The 23,319-nt window shown below is 38.0% G+C and carries 16 protein-coding genes and 1 pseudogene; 1 reads left to right on the top strand and 16 read right to left on the bottom strand.

The annotated features are described in order from the left end of the window. Window positions 1–15: 15 nt before the first annotated feature. The 11 genes and pseudogenes from JCM15457_RS02905 to JCM15457_RS11605 all read right to left on the bottom strand — a co-directional run bounded on the left by JCM15457_RS02905 (window position 16) and on the right by JCM15457_RS11605 (window position 16,246). Window positions 16–1,103: pseudogene (locus tag JCM15457_RS02905) on the bottom strand (acyltransferase family protein). 111 nt (window positions 1,104–1,214) lie between these two features. Next, on the bottom strand, window positions 1,215–2,453 hold the full coding sequence (gene codA, locus JCM15457_RS02910) for a cytosine deaminase (protein ID WP_034987283.1): 1,239 nt from the start codon (window positions 2,451–2,453) through the stop codon (window positions 1,215–1,217). Beyond that, window positions 2,443–3,816: a cytosine permease gene (locus JCM15457_RS02915; protein WP_051993254.1), complete on the bottom strand. Its 1,374-nt coding sequence runs from the start codon at window positions 3,814–3,816 to the stop codon at window positions 2,443–2,445. Before JCM15457_RS02915 ends, codA begins: the two co-directional genes overlap by 11 nt. Window positions 3,817–4,120: 304 nt before the next feature. Next, complete coding sequence (locus JCM15457_RS02920; protein ID WP_034987285.1) at window positions 4,121–5,533, bottom strand: amino acid permease; 1,413 nt, start codon at window positions 5,531–5,533, stop codon at window positions 4,121–4,123. Window positions 5,534–6,189: 656 nt separating this feature from the next. Continuing rightward, window positions 6,190–6,981 carry a tyrosine-protein phosphatase gene (locus tag JCM15457_RS02925; RefSeq protein ID WP_034987287.1) on the bottom strand — a complete coding sequence of 264 codons (792 nt, stop codon included), beginning with the start codon at window positions 6,979–6,981 and terminating at the stop codon, window positions 6,190–6,192. Window positions 6,982–7,233: 252 nt separating this feature from the next. Continuing rightward, window positions 7,234–10,434: a GH32 C-terminal domain-containing protein gene (locus JCM15457_RS02930; RefSeq protein WP_152537258.1), complete on the bottom strand. Its 3,201-nt coding sequence runs from the start codon at window positions 10,432–10,434 to the stop codon at window positions 7,234–7,236. Window positions 10,435–10,689: 255 nt separating this feature from the next. Then, a complete protein-coding gene (locus JCM15457_RS02935; RefSeq protein WP_034987291.1) occupies window positions 10,690–12,333 on the bottom strand; it encodes a peptide ABC transporter substrate-binding protein in 1,644 nt (547 codons plus the stop codon). 261 nt (window positions 12,334–12,594) lie between these two features. Continuing rightward, window positions 12,595–13,515 carry a cysteine synthase A gene (cysK, locus tag JCM15457_RS02940; protein WP_034987295.1) on the bottom strand — a complete coding sequence of 307 codons (921 nt, stop codon included), beginning with the start codon at window positions 13,513–13,515 and terminating at the stop codon, window positions 12,595–12,597. Window positions 13,516–13,863: 348 nt separating this feature from the next. After that, window positions 13,864–14,238 (bottom strand): YbgA family protein, encoded by a 375-nt coding sequence (locus JCM15457_RS02945; protein WP_034987297.1) that lies wholly within the window; start codon window positions 14,236–14,238, stop codon window positions 13,864–13,866. 30 nt (window positions 14,239–14,268) lie between these two features. Beyond that, entirely contained in the window at window positions 14,269–15,636 is a 1,368-nt protein-coding gene (locus JCM15457_RS02950) for an FAD-dependent oxidoreductase (protein WP_034987300.1), read from the bottom strand. A 208-nt stretch (window positions 15,637–15,844) separates the two neighbouring features. Next, window positions 15,845–16,246, bottom strand: coding sequence for a Fur family transcriptional regulator (locus JCM15457_RS11605; RefSeq protein ID WP_051993255.1), 402 nt, complete (start codon window positions 16,244–16,246; stop codon window positions 15,845–15,847). A 259-nt stretch (window positions 16,247–16,505) separates the two neighbouring features. On the opposite strand from JCM15457_RS11605, the gene JCM15457_RS02960 reads away from it, so the two are divergent. Next, window positions 16,506–16,892 (top strand): hypothetical protein, encoded by a 387-nt coding sequence (locus JCM15457_RS02960; protein WP_034987302.1) that lies wholly within the window; start codon window positions 16,506–16,508, stop codon window positions 16,890–16,892. Window positions 16,893–17,037: 145 nt separating this feature from the next. On the opposite strand, the gene JCM15457_RS02965 is transcribed toward JCM15457_RS02960, so the two are convergent. From JCM15457_RS02965 to JCM15457_RS02985, 5 genes are all read right to left on the bottom strand, one after another. After that, window positions 17,038–18,429, bottom strand: a complete 1,392-nt coding sequence (locus JCM15457_RS02965) for an aspartate ammonia-lyase (RefSeq protein WP_034987306.1) — start codon at window positions 18,427–18,429, stop codon at window positions 17,038–17,040. Between the two features lie 725 nt (window positions 18,430–19,154). Further along, on the bottom strand, window positions 19,155–20,387 hold the full coding sequence (locus tag JCM15457_RS02970; RefSeq protein ID WP_034987309.1) for an NRAMP family divalent metal transporter: 1,233 nt from the start codon (window positions 20,385–20,387) through the stop codon (window positions 19,155–19,157). Window positions 20,388–20,411: 24 nt separating this feature from the next. Then, the gene (locus JCM15457_RS02975; RefSeq protein WP_034987312.1) at window positions 20,412–21,161 is read right to left on the bottom strand and encodes a LamB/YcsF family protein; all 750 of its coding nucleotides are present in this window, start codon (window positions 21,159–21,161) and stop codon (window positions 20,412–20,414) included. Between the two features lie 22 nt (window positions 21,162–21,183). Next, window positions 21,184–21,978 (bottom strand): putative hydro-lyase, encoded by a 795-nt coding sequence (locus JCM15457_RS02980; RefSeq protein ID WP_034987314.1) that lies wholly within the window; start codon window positions 21,976–21,978, stop codon window positions 21,184–21,186. 17 nt (window positions 21,979–21,995) lie between these two features. Further along, window positions 21,996–23,315: an acetyl-CoA carboxylase biotin carboxylase subunit gene (locus JCM15457_RS02985; RefSeq protein ID WP_034987316.1), complete on the bottom strand. Its 1,320-nt coding sequence runs from the start codon at window positions 23,313–23,315 to the stop codon at window positions 21,996–21,998. Between the last annotated feature and the right edge of the window lie 4 nt (window positions 23,316–23,319).

Raw genomic sequence — 23,319 nt, forward strand, 5'->3', positions numbered from 1 at the left:
TTTTTTATATCACACTTAAAGTGGCTTTTTTCTGATAGTTGTTATCTTGCGTTCAAACAGTGGGAAACGACGATTAAGATAAAACGATCTAAAAACAGGAATGTAAGGAATAATCAAAACTGCCACTATAGTAAAAGCAACTCGGTAAAAGACAACTGCTAACACTGCTACTATCGGGCCCAATTGACCTGATGCGGTATTATATATCATGCTACTAATTTGAATCAACGTAATATCAATTAAATGAAAACACATCACTATTAGTGAGAGCCGCCCATATGTTTTGACCAAGCTAAAATTCCATTTTAAAGAAGTCAATTTTTGCGCTAACTTCATCAGTACAAAGCTACCGCCAAGTCCTCCCAAAACTGCAATGATCGGCATATCTGCAAAAGCTGTATTTAGATAGAAAAAGCCGCTTAGTGCAGACAACCCCCACAAAATACCCCCTGCATAAACACAAGGCACTGCCTTTTTATCCATCAACTTCAACTTTTTGATAAGAAATCCTCCACAGTAAAACGCTTGACTTACCAAAGCTGCATTTAAGGACCAAGGGAACGGGAAAAAATGGGCACTAAAGAAACCCAGAAAACATTCCAATAAAGAAATAAGAATGACGACCAAAGTTTCATTCTTCAAATAAGCACCTGCTTTAAGAGAAGCATTGAACAAGAAGTTTCCACAATACATAGCGACTAAAAACCAAATAACTCCAATTGAAGGCACCTGTATTCCACCAAAAAAATTTAATTTCCCCAGTGTGCCAATTCCGTAAAGGCTTGCAAAAATAACATTTCTCGTAAGGCACATTGTCCCGAAAAGATGCTGACTAGGAAAATGAAAGCCGATCCACGATAGTATTATGAGAATTGAACAAGTTGTAGCGTAAGGAAGCAGTAAGTTTAAATTGTTCTTATGAAACATCTTTCCCCAATCTTTTTGTTTAAATAAATATCCAGAAAGAACAAAAAAAATGGCACATGAACTGCAAATAACACCCTTGCAAAAAAAGAGAAGGTGTAGCCATACAGTGAATGACCTACCACAATCATTAACATAGCCAATCCCCTTGTTAAATCTATCCATTCAATCCTCTTCATCCTAGTTTTCCCCCTAATAAGCCCTCAAGAAGCATTTAATCACAGTGCATCTCTTCCCTATTGTACATCTTTTAAGCTTAATTAGTACAACTTAATTTACTGTTATAGATTTTAATCTACAAAAAGCTCACTTGCAGCAGGAACGGTCTTAGCAATTACCTTCCCAGCACGGATATTGTACAAAACCTCAGCATGTTTATTCAAAACACTGTAAAAGTCTTTTCCATTCAAAAGAATACAATTTGCAGGCAATCCAACTTCTATTCCATAATGATCACTGACATGCAATGTCTGTGCGGCATTATAAGTCACATAATTGAAAGAATTTTGCAGTTGGTTATATCCCATTAATTGAGCAGCATACACACCCATTTGTAAGGGATCTAACATATTTCCATTACCTAGTGGATTCCACGGATCCTTGATATCATCTTCACCAAAGGATACATTGATCCCAGCTTCAGTCAGCTCTTTGACACGTGTCAAACCTCTTCGCTTGGGATATGTATCAAAACGACCACCCAAATGCATATTAACCAGTGGATTTGAAACAAAATTAATATGTGACATTTTTAAAAGACGGAACAATTTGTACGTATAAGCATCGTTATACGCCCCCATTGCAGTTGTATGACTGGCAGTTACGCGATCCTTTAAGCCAGTTTCATATGCCAATGTCGCTAAAACTTCAAGATTACGTGTTGCCGGGTCATCAATTTCATCACAATGGACATCGATTAATGTATTATACTTTTCGGCTAAGGTTACTACGTATTTTAAAGAATCAGCACCGTAGAAATGGTTGAATTCATAATGCGGGATACCGCCGACAACATCTGCACCTTCTTTTAACGCCTGTTCCAATAGTTCCTTTCCCTTTGGAAAAGATAAGATTCCTTCTTGGGGAAACGCGACCAGTTGGAGTTCAACAACATTTTCAAGTTCTTTCTTTAACTCCAGCAATGCCTGTAATGCAATTAAATGTGGATCTGTTGTATCAACATGGCTACGAACGAACTGAATACCGTACTTTAATTGTTGGTAAATTGTTTTTCTAGCCCTAGTTTTTACATCATTAATTGAAAGTTGCTTTTTTCTTTCCGACCAGATCCGTATTCCATCAAAAAGAGTCCCTGTTTGATTCCATTCCGGTTCTCCAGCAGTCAAAGTTGCATCAAGATGAATGTGTGAATCAATAAATGGTGGCAGTAACACATTATTTTGTCCATCAATAACTTGTTCGCCCTTTTTAGGGACTAGCACATCTGCAATTGCACTGAATTTACCACCTGCAATTCTAACGGTCTGCAGTTTATCACTATTATTAATGTGTACATTTTTAATTAACATTCTTTTTTACACTCCTCTGATTCAGCTTCATCAAGTAATAATATAGGACCCCGCTTATTATCATTGTGATAAAGGTTGCGCCAATAGTCCGCTCTAAAAACTCGTTACGCTGTAGTACAAAGAAAATCACGACCCCACTTATCCAAGTCAAAACTGCGAGCCAATTAATTCCATTTTTGTACCAATAAGCTCCATGTTGTTTTGACAACTCTTTTAAATGATAATGGCCATGACTGCGCACATAAAAGTCTACAATAATGACACTGATAATTGGTCCTAAAACCATACCGACATAGTCTAGAAAAACAATAAATGCACTTAAAAAACTGCCTAGAATCATTGGAACAAATGTAACCAAGGTTGCTAAGATTGCGACAATCCACAGTGACACTTTGAGTTTTAAACGCGGAAAAATATTTGAAAGGGCTGACCCGGCAGCCATGAGATTAACAGCATTTGCGGTCATACTCGTTAAAATAATAACTATTAAAGCCAGGATTCCTAGACCTAAACGGCTCGCAATCGTACTGGGATCCGAATTATTAGGGTCATAAGTGCCAGATGCAATAGCGATACTAATAGTCGCTACTAAACCGATAAAGGCAAACCAAATCACACCTATCAATGCTCCGGTGAACGGCATAACAGTTGCAGACGTTTTTTTACGCGTGAAACGTGTAAAATCAGCACCGGCAGTTACCCATGCTAAGTTAAAAGCCGCGACAGTATCAATGGCAGTACCTGTGTTCATTTTGAATTTAGCTGGAACGTGCCAAGTCATTATTTCATGCAACGAAACTGTCTGAAAAACAACAATTGATTCCCACAACACAAAAATGAAAACTAGGACAATCCCTATTCGTTCTATCAATTGTACAGACCTTGAGCCACTTGCAATGCTGATAATGTGTAGGACACTCATTACCAGAATTCCACAAATCAACCCCTTATTTCCACCGGGCTGTCCGTAAAGAGGCCATCCCGCAATGTCGTGCATCAGATAACTGACAGATGTCGCAGCAATGTATGTGTTAACCGCTGTCCATCCGATAAACTGTGTGACATTGATTATGGAAGGCAGATAACTTCCACGCAACCCGAATGATGCGCGGCTGATTCCCATCGTTGAAACACCAGTCTTAAACCCAATAAAACCGATTAATGATAAAAATAGATATGAAAGCGCAGACGAGAATAATAAAACACCTAGTGCTGCAGCAAAACCACAAGCCGCTAAGACTCCTCCGATATACCATGTTCCATTATTCGCATTTGCACCGACCCAGGTAGCGAACATATCCCACGAAGAGGTTCTTCGTTGTGCAGGTTTGATGCTTAAATCTTGTTCGTTATCGTGATTCATAAAAAGTTTCCCCCTATGTAATGTATGTAGTATTTCAACAAGTAACATTGGAACACTATAGACTATCATTCTTTCAAATAACTGCACGACACAAAATAAGCTAACAATCATTTACTTTTTAAGTACCGCATTTCTAAAAGAACAATAATCAAGTTTTATATTACCTTATTCACTTCTTAGAATACTAGTTCATCTTGCATATTCTTTATTTAAATAACAAAATTCGAGGATTTAATTTTAAAATCCTCGAATTTCACAAAAATATAGCACTATGTCTATTGCTCACTGTCGCTATTGTTTCTTTCTAAGCATTAAGCTTTGAATGTTTTCTAGCATAAAAGAAATAGATTAACATTCCTACAGCGAACCATAAAATAAAGCGGACCCATGTCTCCCAGTTTAGGCCGGCGATCAAGGTTAAGCAAAAAATAATTGCGATGATTGGTGTAAAAGGAACTCCAGGTGCTTTGAAACCACGGTGAACTTCAGGATTTGTTTTCCGCATCCAAAGAATACCAGCTGAAACCAAAATAAATGCTGTCAAAGTCCCGATATTGACCAGTTCCGATAAAATATTTAAATTGATAAATCCACCTGCAAAGGCTGTTATGATTCCAAAAAACCAAGTTCCCTTGAACGGTGTCTGATACTTCGGATTAACATCACCAAAAAATTTAGGAAACAAACCATCACGCGACATAGAATAGCAGATTCGCGACTGCCCATAAAGTTGAACAAGAATGACAGTTGTCATACCTAGAATAGCTCCAATGCTAACAATAATTGACAACCAAGTCTGTCCCGTTGAATGCAAAACGGCTAAAATCGGAGCATTAAGGTATTTTGTAAAAATAGTATACTTAACAACCCCAGTCATAATTAATGTCATGATGATGTACAAGACTGTAGAAATCAATAGCGATAAAAGTATGCCACGTGGCAAAGTTTTACTAGGGTTAACAGTTTCTTCAGCACTTGATGCGACAGAATCAAAACCAATAAAAGAAAAGAAAACAATCGAAGCGGCAGGTATAATTCCAGCTGCAGTTCCGTGATTGAATGAGTACAAGCCATATGGAGAAAAAGGTGTCCAATTGTGCGGCTTGATAAACCAGACAGTACAAATGATAAACAGGACAATAACAGCCAATTTAATCAAAACCATTGTGTCATTAACACGCTTTGTTTGGTTGATACCGATAGAAATAATCCATGTGATCACTAAAACAATCAAGAATGCCGGTAAATTAAAAATGGTTGTCACACCGGGTGTCGTTCCTGCAGCAGCTGTCAGGACAGTGGGAATATGGATACCGACATTATCTAACAGATTAACAAAATAGCCTGACCATCCAACCGAAACTGTTGCAGCACCTAAGGCATATTCAAGAATAAGATCCCATCCGATTATGAATGCAATTACTTCGCCAAAAGCCACATAAGAATAGGTATAAGCCGAACCTGCAACTGGTGCCATTGATGCAAATTCTGCATAACACAGGCCAGCAAAACCACAACAGATAGCTGCAAGCAAGAAAGATAGTGACAAGGCGGGACCCGCTGTCAAAGCACCTTTCCCTGTGAGAACAAAAATTCCTGTTCCAATAATAGCTCCTATCCCAAGAAACGTCAGATCCAATGTATGCAGTGTTCGTTTCAAAGGTGTGGTTTCCATAAGTAAGTCAGCCACTTGTTTTTTACGAAAGATATTATTCATGTAAACATCCCTTTCATTAAATACGCTCACAATTCTATAATCGTTTTCTAATTTAGTCAAACGGTATTGCACAACATTTGTTATTTTTTGTCACATCAAAGTCTAAATAAAACGTACAAAACTTGTTTTCCTAAGCCAATAGGGACATTAAAAAATTTTTTTTAAGAAAAAGACTTCTGTTTTGCTAAAAAACAAGATAATAGAGTTTTTTAAACTTCTCAAAAAGAAAGGGCTTTATTTACTGTTATACATGAATTAGACGCATGTTATAATGAGTAAATTTCTTCAATGTTTAATTTCTTTGCAGCGTTGTTCGAAAAGCCAAAAAATAAAAGAGCTCATTTAGACGATACTCTGCATTATAAATGTCTCAAACACAAACAAGCGGCACCTCGCCGATCTAGCATCGACTCCGTGTCGCCATGAGAGAAAATATAGGATGCAGTACACCACATTTCATTTTGGTACATCCTTTGTTTTAAGTTTGGCATTTTAGAAATTGTTCTTGTTTCAACAGCCAGTTACTTTACTTAAATATGAATTACTCATATCATATTCCAACTCTGAATGGCATAATCTGTGCTTAACACTCAAAGACTACCTATTGGTAAACTTTATCTTGCCAAACTAATCGAAATTATCTAGGTATTATCTTTTCAGAAAAAGAAAAAATGCTTCTTTTTCTTCTCTATCCTTGAGTAGCCACGAGCCATGACCGGAAGTCCATTCAATAGATCCTCGGCATTTTGTTCAAATTCGTCTACTTTATCTTGCCCCATATTCGTTTGAAGTTCCTTAAAAGCTTCATACAGCGCAAATTTTCGACCTTTTAGCGCATGAGCATCTGAAGCGAATAGTTGAACCAAACCATGCTCAACTAGCTGATCTGAAATTTCTTTCACTTTATCTCCGAAGCCCCCAACATAACTTGTAGCTGTCAGCTGCGACAATGCTCCATCTGAGATAAAATCATATAGGATATTCAAGTCATTTTGAATCTCATGATTACGTTCAGGGTGAACAATAACAGGTGTTGTTCCAGCTTTGCGCAGTTCAAAGAACAAACGTTTAGCATAAGCTGGAACGCTCCCATGTGGAAATTCAATTAACATATACTTTTTTTCCTCGTCTATCCCAAGTAGGTCATCATAACGCTCAACTAAATCACCGTTGATGTGCACTTCTTGCCCAGGAAAAATTGTCAATGGCATTTTTCGAATATCTAATTCATGCTGAAATTCAGTGACATGTTTAATAACATCTGACCTATGATTAACGTAGTCACCATCAAGATGATGAGGAGTTGCTAAAATATGTGTAATTCCTTCCTTAATAGCATCGTTAGCTAGTCCTAATGAATGCTCTAAATCCGGTGAGCCATCATCAATACTGGGTAGCAGATGGCAATGCAGATCAACAATCTTTCCACTTTTAGTTATTTTCCCCATATGTAGATTCCTCCCTATTAACAATAACTATAATAGTTTTTTTACTTAATTGTAGCATACTCAATCATTCTATCATGATCATTTTTTTGATTAAAACAGAACAATACCACTGAATTTCAGTATAGGCTATAATTTTTATTATAGCAATTATGCTTGTTTTAGAAGGAATCATTTAACAAAAAGTGTTTTCTTATCTGCTTAAAATTATTGGAAAGATCAGTTTTTATTGTTTTAAAATCTAACGCTTGATTATTATTTGCTATCTCTTTTTCTTTTAATCCTGAGGAACAGTCCTATACTACTTAAGCTCGTCAGTATTATTCCTAAAATATTCAAAGCTAAAATGTTGCTTTCACCAGTCTGTGGCAAGTGTTTCTGATTTTTTTTGCTTTCACCAGTTTGTATATCAAGCCTTGGTAAAGTGCTTACTTTTTTTGCTACTTTAAAACCTTTAGAATCAGCATTGACCATTGAATAGTCAACTTTTTTATTACTAATCTGCTGCTTACTCAAACCATTTTTCGTTGTTTGATTATTGCGGCTGTTATTCCTTTTATTAGCCTCAATAACAAGCTTTTGTTCCGATCTACTTTTTTTCGTTCTTGTCTCCTTGTTCTTGATTGGGTCAACTACTGTTACCTTAATAGTTTTTAAAATAGTATTTCCTTGAACATCTGTATAGCTATATTTTACTGTGTAAATACCTGGCTTGCTCGGATTCACTGTACCAAGTACTGCAACATCTTTTATTGTCAGTTCTTTTCCTGCAGCATCATTCCCACCAATAAAGTTGTTTTCTGCTTTCCAGCCATTCTGCGTACCTGCAGTAAGAGTAGAATCTTTAACCCATAAATTTGTTTGTACTTTTCGATAAATGTAATTTATAACTTGATTCTGTGCGGTATACAAGTTATCAGCATTCTTATTTTTCATGTTTGTACTGCTCAAAAAATAATTATCGATTTTGACAGGAGCTAACATTGAATAAGAATCACCTATCTTACCTATTTTTTGCTTTGAAGAGACAATTTCGTTACCTTTATCATCAAGATAATTAAAAGTCACTTTTGACTCATTTTTCCAAATGCTAGTAAGCGGATTGATCTTTAAACCAGTTACATGTACTTCTCCATTCTGTGCATAGAGGTAGAGTTGGTTTGTTGGTTGTACCCCCACATATTCAGGACGCATGAAAAAGTTCTGTGTAATTGCTCTTTCCCCATCATTTGCAAAAGCCTCAATACTTGTTTCATCTACATAGATAGTGAGCGTTATTTTCCCTTCCCCTGAATCCACAAATGCATTCATTTTATCCCTTGGATTACCCATTCCAGGCTCTCCCGTATTTAAACGCTGTACAAAAAACTCTTTTGTTTGCAAATCATATCCGACGCGCAGATAGTACCGTCCATCATGCGAAACACGTAGTTTAAAACCAACTGACTCAGGCGGATTTTTTGTATCCCACGAGAAATCCGCTGTTACTTTATATTGGGTTCCAGTATAATTGAGCAAATGCTCACTATTTTTAAGCGTCGTATTGAATTCAGCAGAAGAAAGCACATTTTCCTGTTCATTGTGTGCAATCTCCGAAACGACTGTGTTTCTCAACAAATACCCGTCCGTTGCACGTGTGTCTTTAACTAACTTTAGTTCTCTTGGAAGCGTCATGTGACCATACCAAGGTGATGTCTTGGCCTCACCAGTATAGGACCAATTTGATTGCCATGCTATAAGTACATTACGCTTATCTTTCATGTTGGCGAAGGGAATTCCCGCATAAAAATCTTCACCATAGTCAAATGTCAACGGTTCCTTCATCGTATGTGTGCTTTCCGGCACCCACTGTCCAGCAGCGGTGATATCGCCGACATAATACTCCATCCCTGACCCAGTCGCATGCGCCCCTTGTTGTACACTGACAGCAAATATCCATTTTGTTGTTTTCGTTCCTGCCACCGTCATCGGGATTAACGTCGGACATTCCCAAACACCAAGTCCTACATTTTTTTCTCGTTGGATACTTGAAGCATACTTCCAATGCAGCAAATCTTTAGAACTGTAAATCAACGCCTGCTGATTGGAAACAACTGTCAGCAAAAATTGTTTATTTAAATCATCATAAACAACATTCGGATCTCTAAAATTAGCTGCATCGCCGCCTTTTGAGTCTGTGACTGGAATCAGTGGTTTAGGAACTGCGGCATTTTTATCTGGAGAATATTGAATAAATGTTTTTCCGCCATCCTGGCTATATGCTAAATGCTGTTCTTGAATTTCATTCAAGCCTAGCCATGTACCCCAACCATCCTCTTTACCATCATTAATTCTCGTGGCAATCTGATAATCAGCAGTATAAAATGCTAAAACTGTGCCCACTCCCAATCCACTGACGTTATTTTTATCTACGTAAACTGATCCGCTAAAAATAGCTTTTTTCCCATTTGAATCGCCCCAATTGGTTGTAGGAACACCTACATAGCGAACTTCTCCAGCTTCCACCAAATTGCCTGTTGTATTGGTATACGTGAAATCCTCCCATCCTTGATCGGTTAGCATTGGAATCGCAAGCTGTTCTTGCTTCCAGTTGATCATGTCCTTACTTGTTGCATGTCCCCATGACATATTGCCCCATTCATTGCCTTCTGGATTATATTGATAATACAGATGATATATGCCTGTTTTATCATCATAAAACAATCCATTGGGATCATTCATCCAATTCTTATCAGGTGAGTAGTGAATTTGATTACGATATTGCTCACTATAAGATTTTTTCTCCAAATCCCTTGAACTCACCTTCTGTATGTTATTTGTTTCTGTTGCAGTGTCAGCAACAACGTTGTTACTTTTGTCATCTGTAAAAGAAGAATTATTAGTATCCTGTTTAATTTCATTTGAACTGCTAAGAGTCGCTGTCTTCTCTTTCTCACTTGAAGCCGTAGAAATATCTTCTGACTGTGTGACAGCACTTGAAGTTGCCTTACTCTCTTCACTAGAAGATGCAGCCTTAACTACCGAGATTTCTTCTTCAGAACCAGTGCTTTTTTGTCCTTGATTTAACTCATCTGTTTCGCTTCTACTAGCATTATCCGAAACTTCACTTGAAACTTGCGCAGCAGAACTTTTTGATGCGCTTTGATTTTCTGACTCACTACTTTTCGAAGTTGCATCTTCATTATTCTTAAGTGAAGAATTATTAGCTGTTGCCTTCTTTTCGCTTGCTTCCTGATTACTTGAATCAATTTTACTTACCACGGTTGAAGATTGCGTCTCTTTCTGCAATATCATTGAGCTGTTGTTTATTTCAGACTGTGTTGCAGCCTGAATAGTATCCATTTGTGACATTAATAGCGTCCCACTACCTAATGAAACCATAGCTACTATCCACACTTTGCCTTTCTTGTACATTTTGTGATGTTCCTTCACTTCACTCATTCGTTGACAACACATACAAAAACCTCCTTGAATATGCTTACTTGTTATTTCATAAGAACATTAGCAAGTTATGTGCCAACGATAAATCTTTTTTGAAAACAGCTATTAAAGGCAAAAAAAGAGACCCCTTTGCAAATAAAACAAAACAGGTCTCTCTTTTATTTGAAACATTTTACAACTTAGTTAAAACACTTGAAAAATTTTTAAAACACCTAGTCTTGCACACCATAGATATCATTGTTTAAGAAAACAGGTTAACATTTTAATTCATTATTTCCAGTAAACATAGCGATAAAGAACATCGCGCAACATGGAAGGCTGGACACCACCAACCTTACTGCTGATCAAGTTTGCTTGTGTATTCTGGTAAAGCGGAGTTATACCTTGTTTAGCCGCAAGCACCCTAGCCGCTTTTTGCATAGTTGAATAACGGGCAGTTTCACTCTGATCGGTATTTTCAATATCTTTAATAAGTTTCTCGTACTCTGCATCGTTAAATCTGCCGAAATTTATGCTATTAGTAATCGCTGCTTTGTTTAGGAAATCAATGGGATCCTTGAAATCACTTGTCCATCCTAGAACGCCGAAATCAAAATCACCCTTTGTGAACGTCGCCACTTCGTTGTTGAGCGGCACTGATTTCAGCGAAACTTTAAGTCCCTTCAGGTTTTCTTCAACTGTACTTTGAATATACTCTCCAACGGTTCGACTTGTATCTACATCTGTTGTCAACAATTCAAGAGTTATATTTTTTTGCCCCAATTCTCTTTGAGCTTGTTTCCAGTATTTTTTTGCTTTAGCAATATCGTGTGGATAAAGATCACCAGTATCATCTGTAAAATCTTTTCCTGTTTTAGGGTTGCTGAAGTTTCCTTCTGTTACAGCTGCTTTAGCCGGCAATGATTCATCTCTTAAAATATTTCTTACAAGAGACTTCCGATCAATTGCGTAACTTATCGCTTTCCTTAGACTTGTGTTTTCTGTATTTTTCCGTCTCGAATTCCAGACAATAAAAGTTAGATGATTAGATTTTGTAATTTTTAAATTTTTTGCCAATGCACCTTTGGCATTACTTTGTACTTTATTCCCAGTTATTGTTGTCACCTGAACAGCATTTGATGCGAATAAATTTTCTGCAGTATTAGCATCTTTAACAGTTTGAACGTTAATCGTTCTCAAACGAACTGATTTTGCCGCATAATACTTATTGTTTTTACGATAAGTCCATGAATCATTACTACCGGACCATTTTTGCAAAATATATGGTCCGTTGCCCAGCATCTTGTCTGAACTAGTTCCGTACTTATCCCCGTACTTCTTAACAATTTCCTGCTTTAACGGATAAATTTCAGTTGCAAGACGATAATTAAACCAAGGCGTCTTTTTTTGCAACGTAATCTGCAATTTATGCTTATTTAAAGCTTTTACGCCTAGTGCTGAAAGAGGTTTCTTTCCTTCATTGACTTCCTTTGCATTCTTTATTTCCTCTATGTGACCAACCTCTTGCGATTTGGTCTTAGGATCTGCCTGACGCCGTATTGCATACACAAAGTCATGTGCTGTAACATGTGATCCATCTGCCCATTTAGCATTCGAACGTAACGTAAATGTATAGATTTTACCATTTTCAGTTGGAGTGACGATTTTTGTTGCAACTCCGGGAATAACTTGCCCTTTTTTGTCAGTTGTATACAATCCTTCATATACTTGTGCGATAGCGGCCTGACTGCCAATGTCAGCAGCAATTGTTGGGTCTGTACTTGCAATTGCCTGAGTCGCTGTAACTTTCAAAGGTTTTGTCTCCGTACCATTCTTATCGGTTGCGGCGATCGAATTTGCCTGTCCACAAGCAGTCAATATCAAACTCAAGCCCAAGAAACTAAGACTTAATACGCTTTTCAAACCAAACTTCATTCAATACTCCTCCTTTTAAAGTGTGTTTCCAAGTTTCTTATGCTTTATGTATAACTTAAATAAAAATGCGTGCCCTTTAAATTATCTCAAATTAGTAGATAATCAAGAAGCCAACGCATTATTTATTGTTTTATTAATAAAAATGTTTCCAAATTAAGGTTACACACTCTATTGCTTTTAAATTAGAAAGCACTCATAATGCTATTATTCTAGAACCAAGCCGCTGCAGTGTCAACAAACTTTTTTAAGTAGGCGCCTCTCCTATTCAAAAAGTTCTGTCGACAGATATCGTTCGCCATTATCCGGTGCAATGGTGACAACAGATTTACCACGACCTAATTCCTTTGCAATCTGTAATGCCCCATATATATTAGCTCCTGTTGAAATACCAGGCAAGAATCCCTCTGTGCGACCTACCTCGCGTGCGGTTTTAATAGCATCATCACTAGGAACTTCAATTAGACCATCGAAAATATCATTGTCCAAAACGGAGGGAACAAATCCCGCACCTATCCCTTGAATTTTATGTTTACCGCCAACTCCTGTTTTTAAAATCGGAGATTCTGCTGGCTCTAAAGCGTATATTTTAATGTCCTGCGCTGCTGCTTTCAATACGTGCCCAGTTCCCGTTAAAGTACCACCAGTTCCGACGCCTGCAACAAAAGCTGCAGGTAATTTGTCTTTAAATGCAGCTATGATCTCTTTTCCGGTCGTTTCTTCATGGATTCTGGGATTGGCAGGGTTATCAAACTGCATTGGTAAAAAATAATTATTTTTAAGAGCTAATTCTTTAGCTTTTTGTATGGCACCCTTCATCCCATCGGCACCCGGAGTTAAAACTAATTCAGCTCCATATGCCTGCATTAACTTGCGCCGCTCTACGCTCATCGTTTCAGGCATAGTAATAATTAAGTGATATCCCTTAATTGCCGCTACAGAAGCCAATCCAATCCCAGTATTACCAGAAGTAGGTTCAACAATTGTTCCACCGGCAGTAAGTTCGCCGTTACTTTCTGCTGCTTCAATCATTGCCAGTGCAATTCTGTCTTTAACAGAGCCAGCAGGATTAAAGAATTCAAGTTTAACGTACACATCAGCCGAGTCAGCAGGAACCACACGTCTTAATTTGACAATTGGGGTATTACCGATGAGATCAGCAACGGAGTTAAATAATTTGTTCATGATGTTAGCTCCCCTTTTTTAAAAGAATTTTTGATGAGAAAATCCAACTTATGCTTAGTATAGCTTAACAAATTAAAATATCCAATTAAAAAAGTTTTCAAGCGCATACAAAAAGCAGTGTGACATAAGTGAAGTGCCTTACAAAACTTGATTTACATGTCCAAGTTCTGTAAGGCACTTCATAAAATTTGAATGCTAATAACTAAAAACGTCAAATAATTCATAACGAAGACTTTTACTTATGTGAACACGTCCACATGAAGTAAAAAGAAGAGCTAGGTTAAAATTTAATTTTTGCCCAGGCCCAGCTTCCTTTTGATTACAACTTAATGCCGTTTCTAAAAAAGGTCACTTTAAATAAGTTTTCATTAACCTCGACTGTAACAAATAGTGAACATCATACTTTAGCGCCAGTTTTGCCAAAAAAGGCCCTAGTCTATCACTTTCAGGCGCTAAGACCGCCAGTTCATGCATATAGAAATTCTTTTCATCCGTTGTTGCTATTTTTTTAAAATAACCCCAAACATGTTGATAAGCGGTTGTCAGAGTTTGAACAGTTGGCACCAATCTATCGGCCTCAAGGAGCAACTTTTGATAGGTCGTCTCCTTCTCCTTTGTCCAGTCATTTCCAGATGCTAATTTTCGAATTTCATTATAAATCCGCTGTGAACGAGCCATCACCCAGTATTTATTGACCGCCCAAGAATGCTGCCATTTTATCAAATTAAATCTCTCCCACACTGCCGTCAAAGCTTAATTATTACTCTTCTCAAGCTGAACGACTGCTTTTTGCGCAGCAACATTAATAATATTCCAAGGTCTGTCAAACCCTGGTTGGAAGAAGAAGTCAGCATAAGCAAGATCCGAAACTTTTAATTTTTGCTGAATGGCCAGCGAGATAACGTTGATATTAGCAGTAACATCGCGTTTAGATAATATCTGCGCCCCAAGTATTCGTCCATCAGAAGGTGCATAAGTCAACTTAAACCAAACCTTAGCATTTCCGTTCTCCATTGCGACAAACTTCGGTTGAACAGTGTCCTGGACCAAAACTGATTTTGTTTCGATCCCTAGCTTATCACTTGTCCCAGCTTTAACTCCTGTCGATGCAAAATGATATTGGAATACTGACAATGCTGATGAACCCGAGACAGGAGGCATCGGCTTCTCAGCTCCAAAAATATTTTTAGCAGCTACTCGCCCTTGTCGACGCGCATTAGTGGCCAAAGCAACACGATTATTTTGACCAGTCGGTGCAAAAGGAACTAAGGTCGCATCTCCCACCGCGTAAATATCCTTATCACTTGTTTGCAGGTAATCATCAACTTTAATCAATCCATGGTCGTCTAACTCAATTGCATTTTTAAGAAAGGCTGTATTTGCACTTATCCCAGCAGCTTGAATTACTAGGTCAGCAGGATACTCACCTTGATCAGTGACAACACTCTTCACCTTGCCAGACTGACCTTCAAAACGTTTAACGGTTTGTCCAGTAGCTGGATAAATGTCATGGCTCAACATTTCATCTGTTATAATCTCGGTAAATTCTTCGTCTAAGTACAGATTAAGCAGCCGTGGCAAAACATCAATTATTGTGACATGTTTACCTGCCTTGGCAAACACCTCAGCAGCTTCAATGCCGATGTATCCTGCGCCGATAACGACAACATTCTTAATATCGGGATCAACTGTCCTTGCTTTAAGCTTTATCGCCCAGTCGCGCCCTCTCATACCGTAGATATTTTTCAAGCTGTGCCCCTCTACCGGTAAAACTGTAGGAACTGCTCCGACACTCAAGACAAGTTTGTCGTAGTCCTCGTCGCGTTCTGCGCCAGTCGCATGATTTACGACATGGACTTTATGGGTCGACGGATCTACTTTTGTAATTTCCTGTTCAACAAAAACGTGAACTCCAGCAGCTCGCATACCTTTCTGTGTCGCATAACTTACTGAATTAACATCTTTCACGACACCCTCAAGATAAAGCTGCATACCACAGGAAAGAAAAGATAGAAAATCTCCCTTTTCGTACCACTGAATTTCAGTTTCTGGGTGCTCAGTCAAAATACCACGCACAGTTTCAAAGCCGCCATGAGAAGATCCAACTACAATTACTTTCATAACAAATAACCTCCTGCCCTTCAAATTCATCGTTCCAAGTTGATATTACCATTTTAGAATATATGTTAAAAGCATTTAGAACTGGAGGCATATTGAATAAAAAAGAACACATTTTATACTTATCAACCATTATTTCTTAACTTAATAACCCTAATGACTTTCTTGAAGCCTTAATCTTTAATAGAAAAATGGAGGAATACTTGACAGATTACCGCGATGCATTTGTGGGGCTTTTCTTTGTTTTTAACTGACATTCCCTGCAGATTCCATAAATTACAATATCATGTGCTAAAGGTTCAAATTCTGTTTTTCCTATTGCTATTGGAATTATTTCCTCAATAACATGGTTAATGGGCAGCATTTTAAAGCAACTAGTACATATCATAAAATGCTGATGCTTTTCTTTCTTAGCGTAGTAATATGCTGTACTTTCCATCAAATTTTTAGCCAGTACTCCTAATTCCGTTAGACGATCGACATTGCGATAAACTGTCGATAAATTCATTTTGCCATTGCCAATCCTGTTGTAGATCATCTCGACACTGAATGCACGACCGGGATTGCTCTTAAACAGATCAATAATTGCTTTTCGCTGTTTAGTTAGACGCATTTTCAACCTCTTTTTTCGTTCATTATAATTTAAATGCAAATTATTTGCAATTAACGATTGACAAGTGATGCCTATTAAATTATACTGATCCCATCTTATTGCAAACCATTTGCATTAATTAGAATATCGTGTATTTTTCATTATGAATAAACAATGATCCGTACTCTTACTCTTAATTTTGAGCGCAGCAGTTTTGTGGCCTATCTAATGACAATATAGAAGTCAATGCACATAAAATATCTGAAATGAGGTTATTAACATGAAGGTTATTTATCCCCCCTTAGTTGAACAAGGTTTTAATTTTTTTAAACAGGAAAACCCCTCCGTTACAAAAGCTGAAGTTTATAAATCACTTGTTGAAAACAACATTTTAGACGAAACTGGAGCACCAACAGATTTCGCACTGGAGCTGGGTTGGGTCAAAGAATTTACCGAAGAACAGAATCTGACCTTTAATGATTTTTTAAATATCTACCCTATTTTTAAGCATTATGGTGAACATCACTTTAAAATAATTGACGGTTTCTGGGAAATAGATCGAAAATTAAGAGAAAAAATCAACCAGCAACTAGCTACAGACTCTTTTGATGATGAAGAAGAAGAGCAGCTCGAAGCCTTTTTTAGCGCCCGCAAAGAGATATACTAATACGCGAACCAAAAAAAGATTACTGTTTTGCCTAATCCAAAGTGAATGCCATGAGGGCGGTTCTCCAATCTTGAGGATTCACTTCAAATCTGGCTAGACAGTGATCTTTTTTGTAGTTAATTACCTACTTATACCGATTTTAATCTTAGGCTAAGTTACCAATTTTTTCAGAGGAATGTTGATGAATAAGGCTTTCCTTTGAAAATAGCTCATTAATTTTACTGTTGTCTAATAATCCCTCTTGTTTGAGAAGCTTTTTGACTGATGTATTTTCAGCAATGGCCCTTTTAACTAAACTAGTCGTTTTTTCATATCCAAGGTACGGCGTGAGGATGGTTGCTGTCACAACTGATTTCTCAACATCAGCAGCGCATTTGTCTTCATTTGCTTTTATCTCGCTAATACAATTTGTACACAAAGTTTTGATAGCCTGTGTCAGATGTTCTTCACTTTCCAAGATTCGTTTAAACATAATTGGTTCAAACGCATTAAGTTCCAACTGCCCTGCCTCAGCTGCCATGGTAACCGTCACATCATTGCCGACCACCTCAAATGCAACTTGATTGACAACTTCTGGAATTACTGGATTGACCTTACCAGGCATAATCGAAGAACCTGCTTGTTTTCGAGGGAGTCTGAGTTCATTAAACCCTGCTTGCGGTCCACTAGCGAGCAGCCGCAAATCATTACTAACCTTAGATAGATCGACTGCAAGACTTTTTAAAGCCCCAGAAAATTCAACAAACACATCACAATTTTGTGTTGCGTCAATCAAGTCACTTGCAAGACTAAGATCTAAATCTGTTTCATGTTTCAAAAATGGTATGACTTCTTGCTGATAAATATCACTTGCATTTATTCCTGTGCCAATTGCTGTCCCACCAAGATTTACCTCTTTCAAGCTTTCCGCCGCATATTCCAGCCGTCTAAGATCACGCTTAAACAATGAATGGTATGCATGGAATGATCTCCCTAGTGTTGTTGGAACTGCATCCTGTAGCTGAGTCCGGGCAACCTTGATAACTGTATTAAATTCAAAAGCTTTTTTGAGCATTGTCTGTATTAGAGTGCGGAGTGCTCCTGTCAATTCAGGCAAGGACTTTAACATAGCCATTTTACCAGCTGTCGGAAAAGTGTCATTGGTTGATTGTGATTGATTAACGTCATCATTAGGATGGACAATATTTCTCTTTGCTTTACGATTAGCGAAATGTGCGATTACTTCGTTAACACTCATGTTAGAAGAGGTGCCTGCACCCCCCTGAATAGCAGGAACAATAAAAGCATTTTCATAGTGTCCTTGTACTAATTCCGCACAAGCATCACTAATCGCTGCAAATTTTACTTCAGTCAAAGTTCCAGCCTCATAATTAGCTTGTGCAGCTGCCTTCTTTATTTGAATTAAACTTTCTATGATCAAAGGGTGCACTCTTTCCTTTGAAATCGGGAAATTTTCTGCAGCTCTTTTACTATGGATACCATATAAAGCATTGTCCTCAATTTTTAATTTACCAATACAGTCTTCTTCAATTCTCATAAACTCATACCTCTCCTTGATTGCTTACTAAATCTTGCCCTTAACAACTTACGTATCAATATAGCTTAAATGCATTATAAGTCAATAGAGGTAGACCATTTACAATTAATCCATAGCTCTGATATTTTAAAACTTGCTATATCCAAAGAATCAGAGCTTGAATTTTTATCAAAAAAAAGAAGCGTTTTTTATTGAATATTGTTTTAATACAACCTGAAACCATTTTTTGCTTGTTGTTCGAAGACCTTGCGCCAATATTTGCATTCATTTATTTAAGCAATGTTAATTAGCAGTCGTTATGATAATGACCTATACCTCTTTGTAATAAATAAAAAATAACTTGCTATAAAAAATGTTATGTTTCAATTTGACTTTCCATATAAATCAAAAAAGCACCTCCAAAACTTGATTTGCATATCCAAGTTTTGTAAAGCACTTCAAAGTCGGAAAAATTTGAGTACTAACTCGAAATCACGAACATAGCGAGTACTTTGCTATGAGTAATTCGAAGATAGACGGATAATTTTGACTTATGGAACACGCTTATACGGAATAAAAAGAAGGGCTGTGCCAAAAGTTAACTTTTGACACAGCTCCAGAACTGATTTCAGATTAATCTCTAAAATTTAGGCATACAACGTAAAGGAAACTAGGTACACAAATCAAAGCCTAAATTACCCCATTTTAATGAACAAATAACACTCAAATTCGCGCCATTATTTTACTCAGAATAGTCCAAGAATTGTTTTGATGCTGGCATAAGCCATAAATAAAACAACGAGCCAGCCTGAATATGTCAGCCACTTGGGATGCTTATAACTGCCAATTATTTTCCTTCTTCCACTCGCTAACAATAAAATAGTCAATGAGATTGGCAGGACAAAGCCGTTAGCTGCACCGACAAACACAAGGACTTTAGCAGGATTACCGACAAAATAAAAAATCAAGGTCGAAATCAAGATAAAACCAATAACTAAGTACTTGCGGTATTTTTCATAAGAACTATTTCCATTACCTTTCACCGCGTAATCAAGAAATGATGTTGAAGTAAAGGTTGAGCCTAATATAGATGTCATTCCTGCTGCAAAAAGCAGAATACCAAAAAATTTGTAACCAAAATTACCTGCTGCAAACTGAAAAATTGAGACCGCTGGATTAGATGGATCTAATTTATAACCCGCTACTACAACTGACAATCCGGCCAAAAATAAAAGAACACGGATCACAGAAGCAATTCCTATGCCTGTCAGAGCACCCTCGTTAACGTATTTAATATTTTTTTCTCCACGTACACCACCCTCAATTAAACGATGACCACCTGAAAATGAAATATAACCGCCAACCGTGCCACCGACGATGGTAACGATCGAATAAAAATCAATTTTTGTTGGGACAAATGTATGCTGAATTGCTGTTTCATAGGGAACAGCCATAACAAAAATGATATAAACCAAAATCGCAACTTTTACAAAAGCTAAAACTTGCACAGTGCGGTCCATAACGACTAATGCATTTTTGACCACAAAGATAATTAAAGCTAAAGCAGCAGCAATAACTGCACCATTCTCGGGCGAAATTCCAAAAAGAACATTTAAACCCAAACCAGCTCCTCCGACATTACCAATATTGAAGAACAGACCGCCGATTGCAACTAAAGCGGATAAAATATATCCTAAACCGGGAAATACTTCATTAGCAATAGTTTGTGCCTTGCGTCCGCTAACGACGATGATCCGCCAAACATTCATTTGGACAACTACATCAAATATAATACAAATCAAGATGGCAAAACCAAAATTTGCACCCATTTGACCTGTGAAAGTTGCTGTTTGGGTTAAAAATCCTGGTCCTACTGCTGCCATTGCCATCAAAAAAGCGGCACCCATCGCAGTGCTTCGAGGAGAACGACTGGGTCTTAAATCTAAAGGAGTGCTATTTTTCTTTGCTTGATTGTCCATATTAAATTCCTTCTTCCGTTAAGATTACCAAGTTTCAGTTTTTATTCCATCTTCTTTCAGAGCTGTTCGTAACGTCTTAACAATTGCTAGTGCAGCTTGGTTATCCCCGTGTACACAGACCGAGTCAGGCTTAAGTGCAACTTTTTGACCGCTGACTGCAGTCACAGTTTGGTCTTCGATCATCTTAACTACACGCTGTGCAATTGTTGTAGGATCAGTAATTACCGCATTGGGTCTAGCACGCGACACCAATGTCCCATCTGCTTCATAATTACGGTCACCAAAAACTTCTTGTACATATGGTATTCCTACTTCTTTTGCAGCATTTATCAATTCGCTATTAGCTAGTCCGTAAAGCGGCAATTCTGAATCAACAGCTTGGATGCCACGGCAGACCGCTAAAGCCAATTCGTGATCCTGTGCAGCTGCGTTATACAAGGCACCGTGAGGCTTAACGTGATGCAGTTTTTTCGTTTTGGTAAATGCCTCTAAAGCCCCCACCTGATAAGTAATCATGTGCTGAACTTCAATTAAAGACATATTCATACGCCGTCTACCGAATCCCTGCAAATCAGAATACCCGGGATGTGCTCCAATACCAATTCCCGCAGTTTCAGCTTTCTTCACAGTCTGTGCCATTACATCAGGATCGCCCGCATGAAAACCGCAGGCAATATTTACTGACGTCACTAAGTTAATAATTTCTGCGTCATTGCCAATGCTATAGTGCCCAAAGCTCTCACCAAGATCACTATTTAAATCAACTTTTAACATTTCTATCCACTCCCACTCTGATTCAATATTTAAGTTCCACATTTTTTATATCTGTGACAAGCATGTGCCCTGGTGAATGTGTAATCACAAAATCTGGTTTGACCTGCATGATTGCGTTTTGCGGAGTAACACCACAAGGCCAAAAAATTGGAACCTCACCGCTTTTAATTTCTACCGCATCACCATAATCTGGTTCCTGAAGATTGCTAATCCCAATTTGTTCTGGATTACCGATTTGAATAGGCGCTCCATGAACCTTTGGCATTGCAGCAGTGACTTTGATTGCTTTAATAACCTGCTCTTCTGGAATTGGTCTCATGCTGACTACCATATTTCCATGAAATTTTCCTGCTTTTTTGAGCGGAATATTTGTATTGAACATAGGAACATTTACATGTTGAGTGATATTGCGAACCTCAATTCCGGCTGCAATCAATTCTGACTCAAATGAAAAACTGCATCCGATAAGAAAACTGACTAAATCTCTACGCCAAAATGATTCAATACTAGTTACCTCTTCTGCCAATTTTCCGTGGCGATAAATACGATATTTAGGAAAATCATTTGCCAAATCAACATCTGTTGCAAAATCGCTAAGAGTTCTGTTCCCAACATCACTAATTTCTAAAATAGGACATGGTGCCGGATTGCGCTGTGCAAACAATAAAAAATCGTACGCAAGTTCTTTCGGTAAAATAACTAAATTAGCCTGTGTATAACCTGCTGCAAGACCGCTTGTTTGTTTAGTGTATTTTCCTTCACGAATTAAATGTCTTAATTCAACTGGACCTAACTCTTTTAATGGTTTCAATCTCATCCAGCTCCTTTACTTTCTTATTTTGCATCAGTCAATTTTTCCAACCAATTAACATCCGTTTCATTGTGAAGATATTCTGGTTCTTCTAAAAGCTGCGCCAGGAAGTCGAGGTTAGTCTGTATTCCACTAATCACAGTCTCGTCCAACGCTGTTTTCATCAAAGCAATTGCATTTTCACGATTGTGCCCGTGCACAATTATTTTCGCTATCATTGCATCATAATTCGGTGGTACACGATACCCTTGATATATGGCTGTATCGACTCGAACTCCATAACCACTTGGAAGATGCAATGCGGTTATCTTTCCAGCACCTCTTGCATTGATTCTACATTCCAGAGCAAAGCCTTGATTTTCCAAGTGCATTTTCGGTGGAATGACTTTTTTACCTAAAGCTACCCTTAACTGCATTTCTACCAAGTCGGTATTGGTTATCAATTCAGTTACTGGATGCTCGACCTGAATTCTTGTATTCATTTCCATGAAATAAAAATTTTTCGGTCCGTCTAAGAGAAACTCCATTGTCCCTGCACCCTCATAATTAAGCTTTTTCGCTGCCCTAATAGAAACCTCCAGCATTTTTTGGAGAGTATTATTACTTACCATCAGTGCAGGCGCTTCTTCCAAAATCTTTTGATGATTAAGTTGCAATGTGCAATCGCGCTCACGCAATCCCAGAACGTTGCCAAATTGATCTGCCATGAGCTGGACTTCAATATGACGTGGATGCGGTAAATATTTTTCAAGGTACATTTCTGAATTACTGAAAGCATGCTGTGCTTCTTGTTGAGCGACAGTAAACTCTTTAGCAAAATCTTCTTTTCTTTGAATAACACGCATACCTTTTCCTCCGCCACCAGCACTTGCCTTCAGCATCACTGGGAATTCAATCATGCTTGCATAGCGTAGCCCTTCAGCTACAGTCAGAAAACCTTGGGGGCTACCTGGGATAACCGGTACACCAGCATTTTTCATTGTTTGCCTAGCAGTAGCTTTTTCGCCCATTAAAGCTATTACTTGGGCACTCGGACCAACAAATTTTAGTTTATTGTCTTCACATTTTTGTGCAAACTCTGCGTTTTCGGATAAGAACCCATAACCAGGGTGAATAAGATCAGCGCCTGTCATTTTAGCTGCTTCAATTATATTATTTTGCTTTAAATAACTTTTAGCCGGTTCTGGTGGCCCGATGCAAACAGCCTCATCTGCTAGTCGGACGTGAAGGGCCTCTTTGTCGGCTGTAGAATAAACAGCGACCGCAGCTAAACCAAGTGTATGGCACGCACGGATAATGCGGACAGCGATTTCACCTCGATTGGCAATCAAAACTTTTTTCACCTTT

Source organism: Liquorilactobacillus sucicola DSM 21376 = JCM 15457, assembly GCF_000612445.1.
In the GTDB taxonomy this organism is placed as follows: domain Bacteria; phylum Bacillota; class Bacilli; order Lactobacillales; family Lactobacillaceae; genus Liquorilactobacillus; species Liquorilactobacillus sucicola.

What these genes read in the sequence shown, in the direction of transcription:
- codA (WP_034987283.1), bottom strand. Translation starts at nt 2,453, where the DNA reads ATGTTAATTAAAAATGTACACATTAATAATAGTGATAAACTGCAGACC.
- JCM15457_RS02915 (WP_051993254.1), bottom strand. Translation starts at nt 3,816, where the DNA reads ATGAATCACGATAACGAACAAGATTTAAGCATCAAACCTGCACAACGA.
- JCM15457_RS02920 (WP_034987285.1), bottom strand. Translation starts at nt 5,533, where the DNA reads ATGAATAATATCTTTCGTAAAAAACAAGTGGCTGACTTACTTATGGAA.
- JCM15457_RS02925 (WP_034987287.1), bottom strand. Translation starts at nt 6,981, where the DNA reads ATGGGGAAAATAACTAAAAGTGGAAAGATTGTTGATCTGCATTGCCAT.
- JCM15457_RS02930 (WP_152537258.1), bottom strand. Translation starts at nt 10,434, where the DNA reads ATGTGTTGTCAACGAATGAGTGAAGTGAAGGAACATCACAAAATGTAC.
- JCM15457_RS02935 (WP_034987291.1), bottom strand. Translation starts at nt 12,333, where the DNA reads ATGAAGTTTGGTTTGAAAAGCGTATTAAGTCTTAGTTTCTTGGGCTTG.
- cysK (WP_034987295.1), bottom strand. Translation starts at nt 13,515, where the DNA reads ATGAACAAATTATTTAACTCCGTTGCTGATCTCATCGGTAATACCCCA.
- JCM15457_RS02950 (WP_034987300.1), bottom strand. Translation starts at nt 15,636, where the DNA reads ATGAAAGTAATTGTAGTTGGATCTTCTCATGGCGGCTTTGAAACTGTG.
- JCM15457_RS11605 (WP_051993255.1), bottom strand. Translation starts at nt 16,246, where the DNA reads ATGCGTCTAACTAAACAGCGAAAAGCAATTATTGATCTGTTTAAGAGC.
- JCM15457_RS02960 (WP_034987302.1), top strand. Translation starts at nt 16,506, where the DNA reads ATGAAGGTTATTTATCCCCCCTTAGTTGAACAAGGTTTTAATTTTTTT.
- JCM15457_RS02965 (WP_034987306.1), bottom strand. Translation starts at nt 18,429, where the DNA reads ATGAGAATTGAAGAAGACTGTATTGGTAAATTAAAAATTGAGGACAAT.
- JCM15457_RS02970 (WP_034987309.1), bottom strand. Translation starts at nt 20,387, where the DNA reads ATGGACAATCAAGCAAAGAAAAATAGCACTCCTTTAGATTTAAGACCC.
- JCM15457_RS02975 (WP_034987312.1), bottom strand. Translation starts at nt 21,161, where the DNA reads ATGTTAAAAGTTGATTTAAATAGTGATCTTGGTGAGAGCTTTGGGCAC.
- JCM15457_RS02980 (WP_034987314.1), bottom strand. Translation starts at nt 21,978, where the DNA reads ATGAGATTGAAACCATTAAAAGAGTTAGGTCCAGTTGAATTAAGACAT.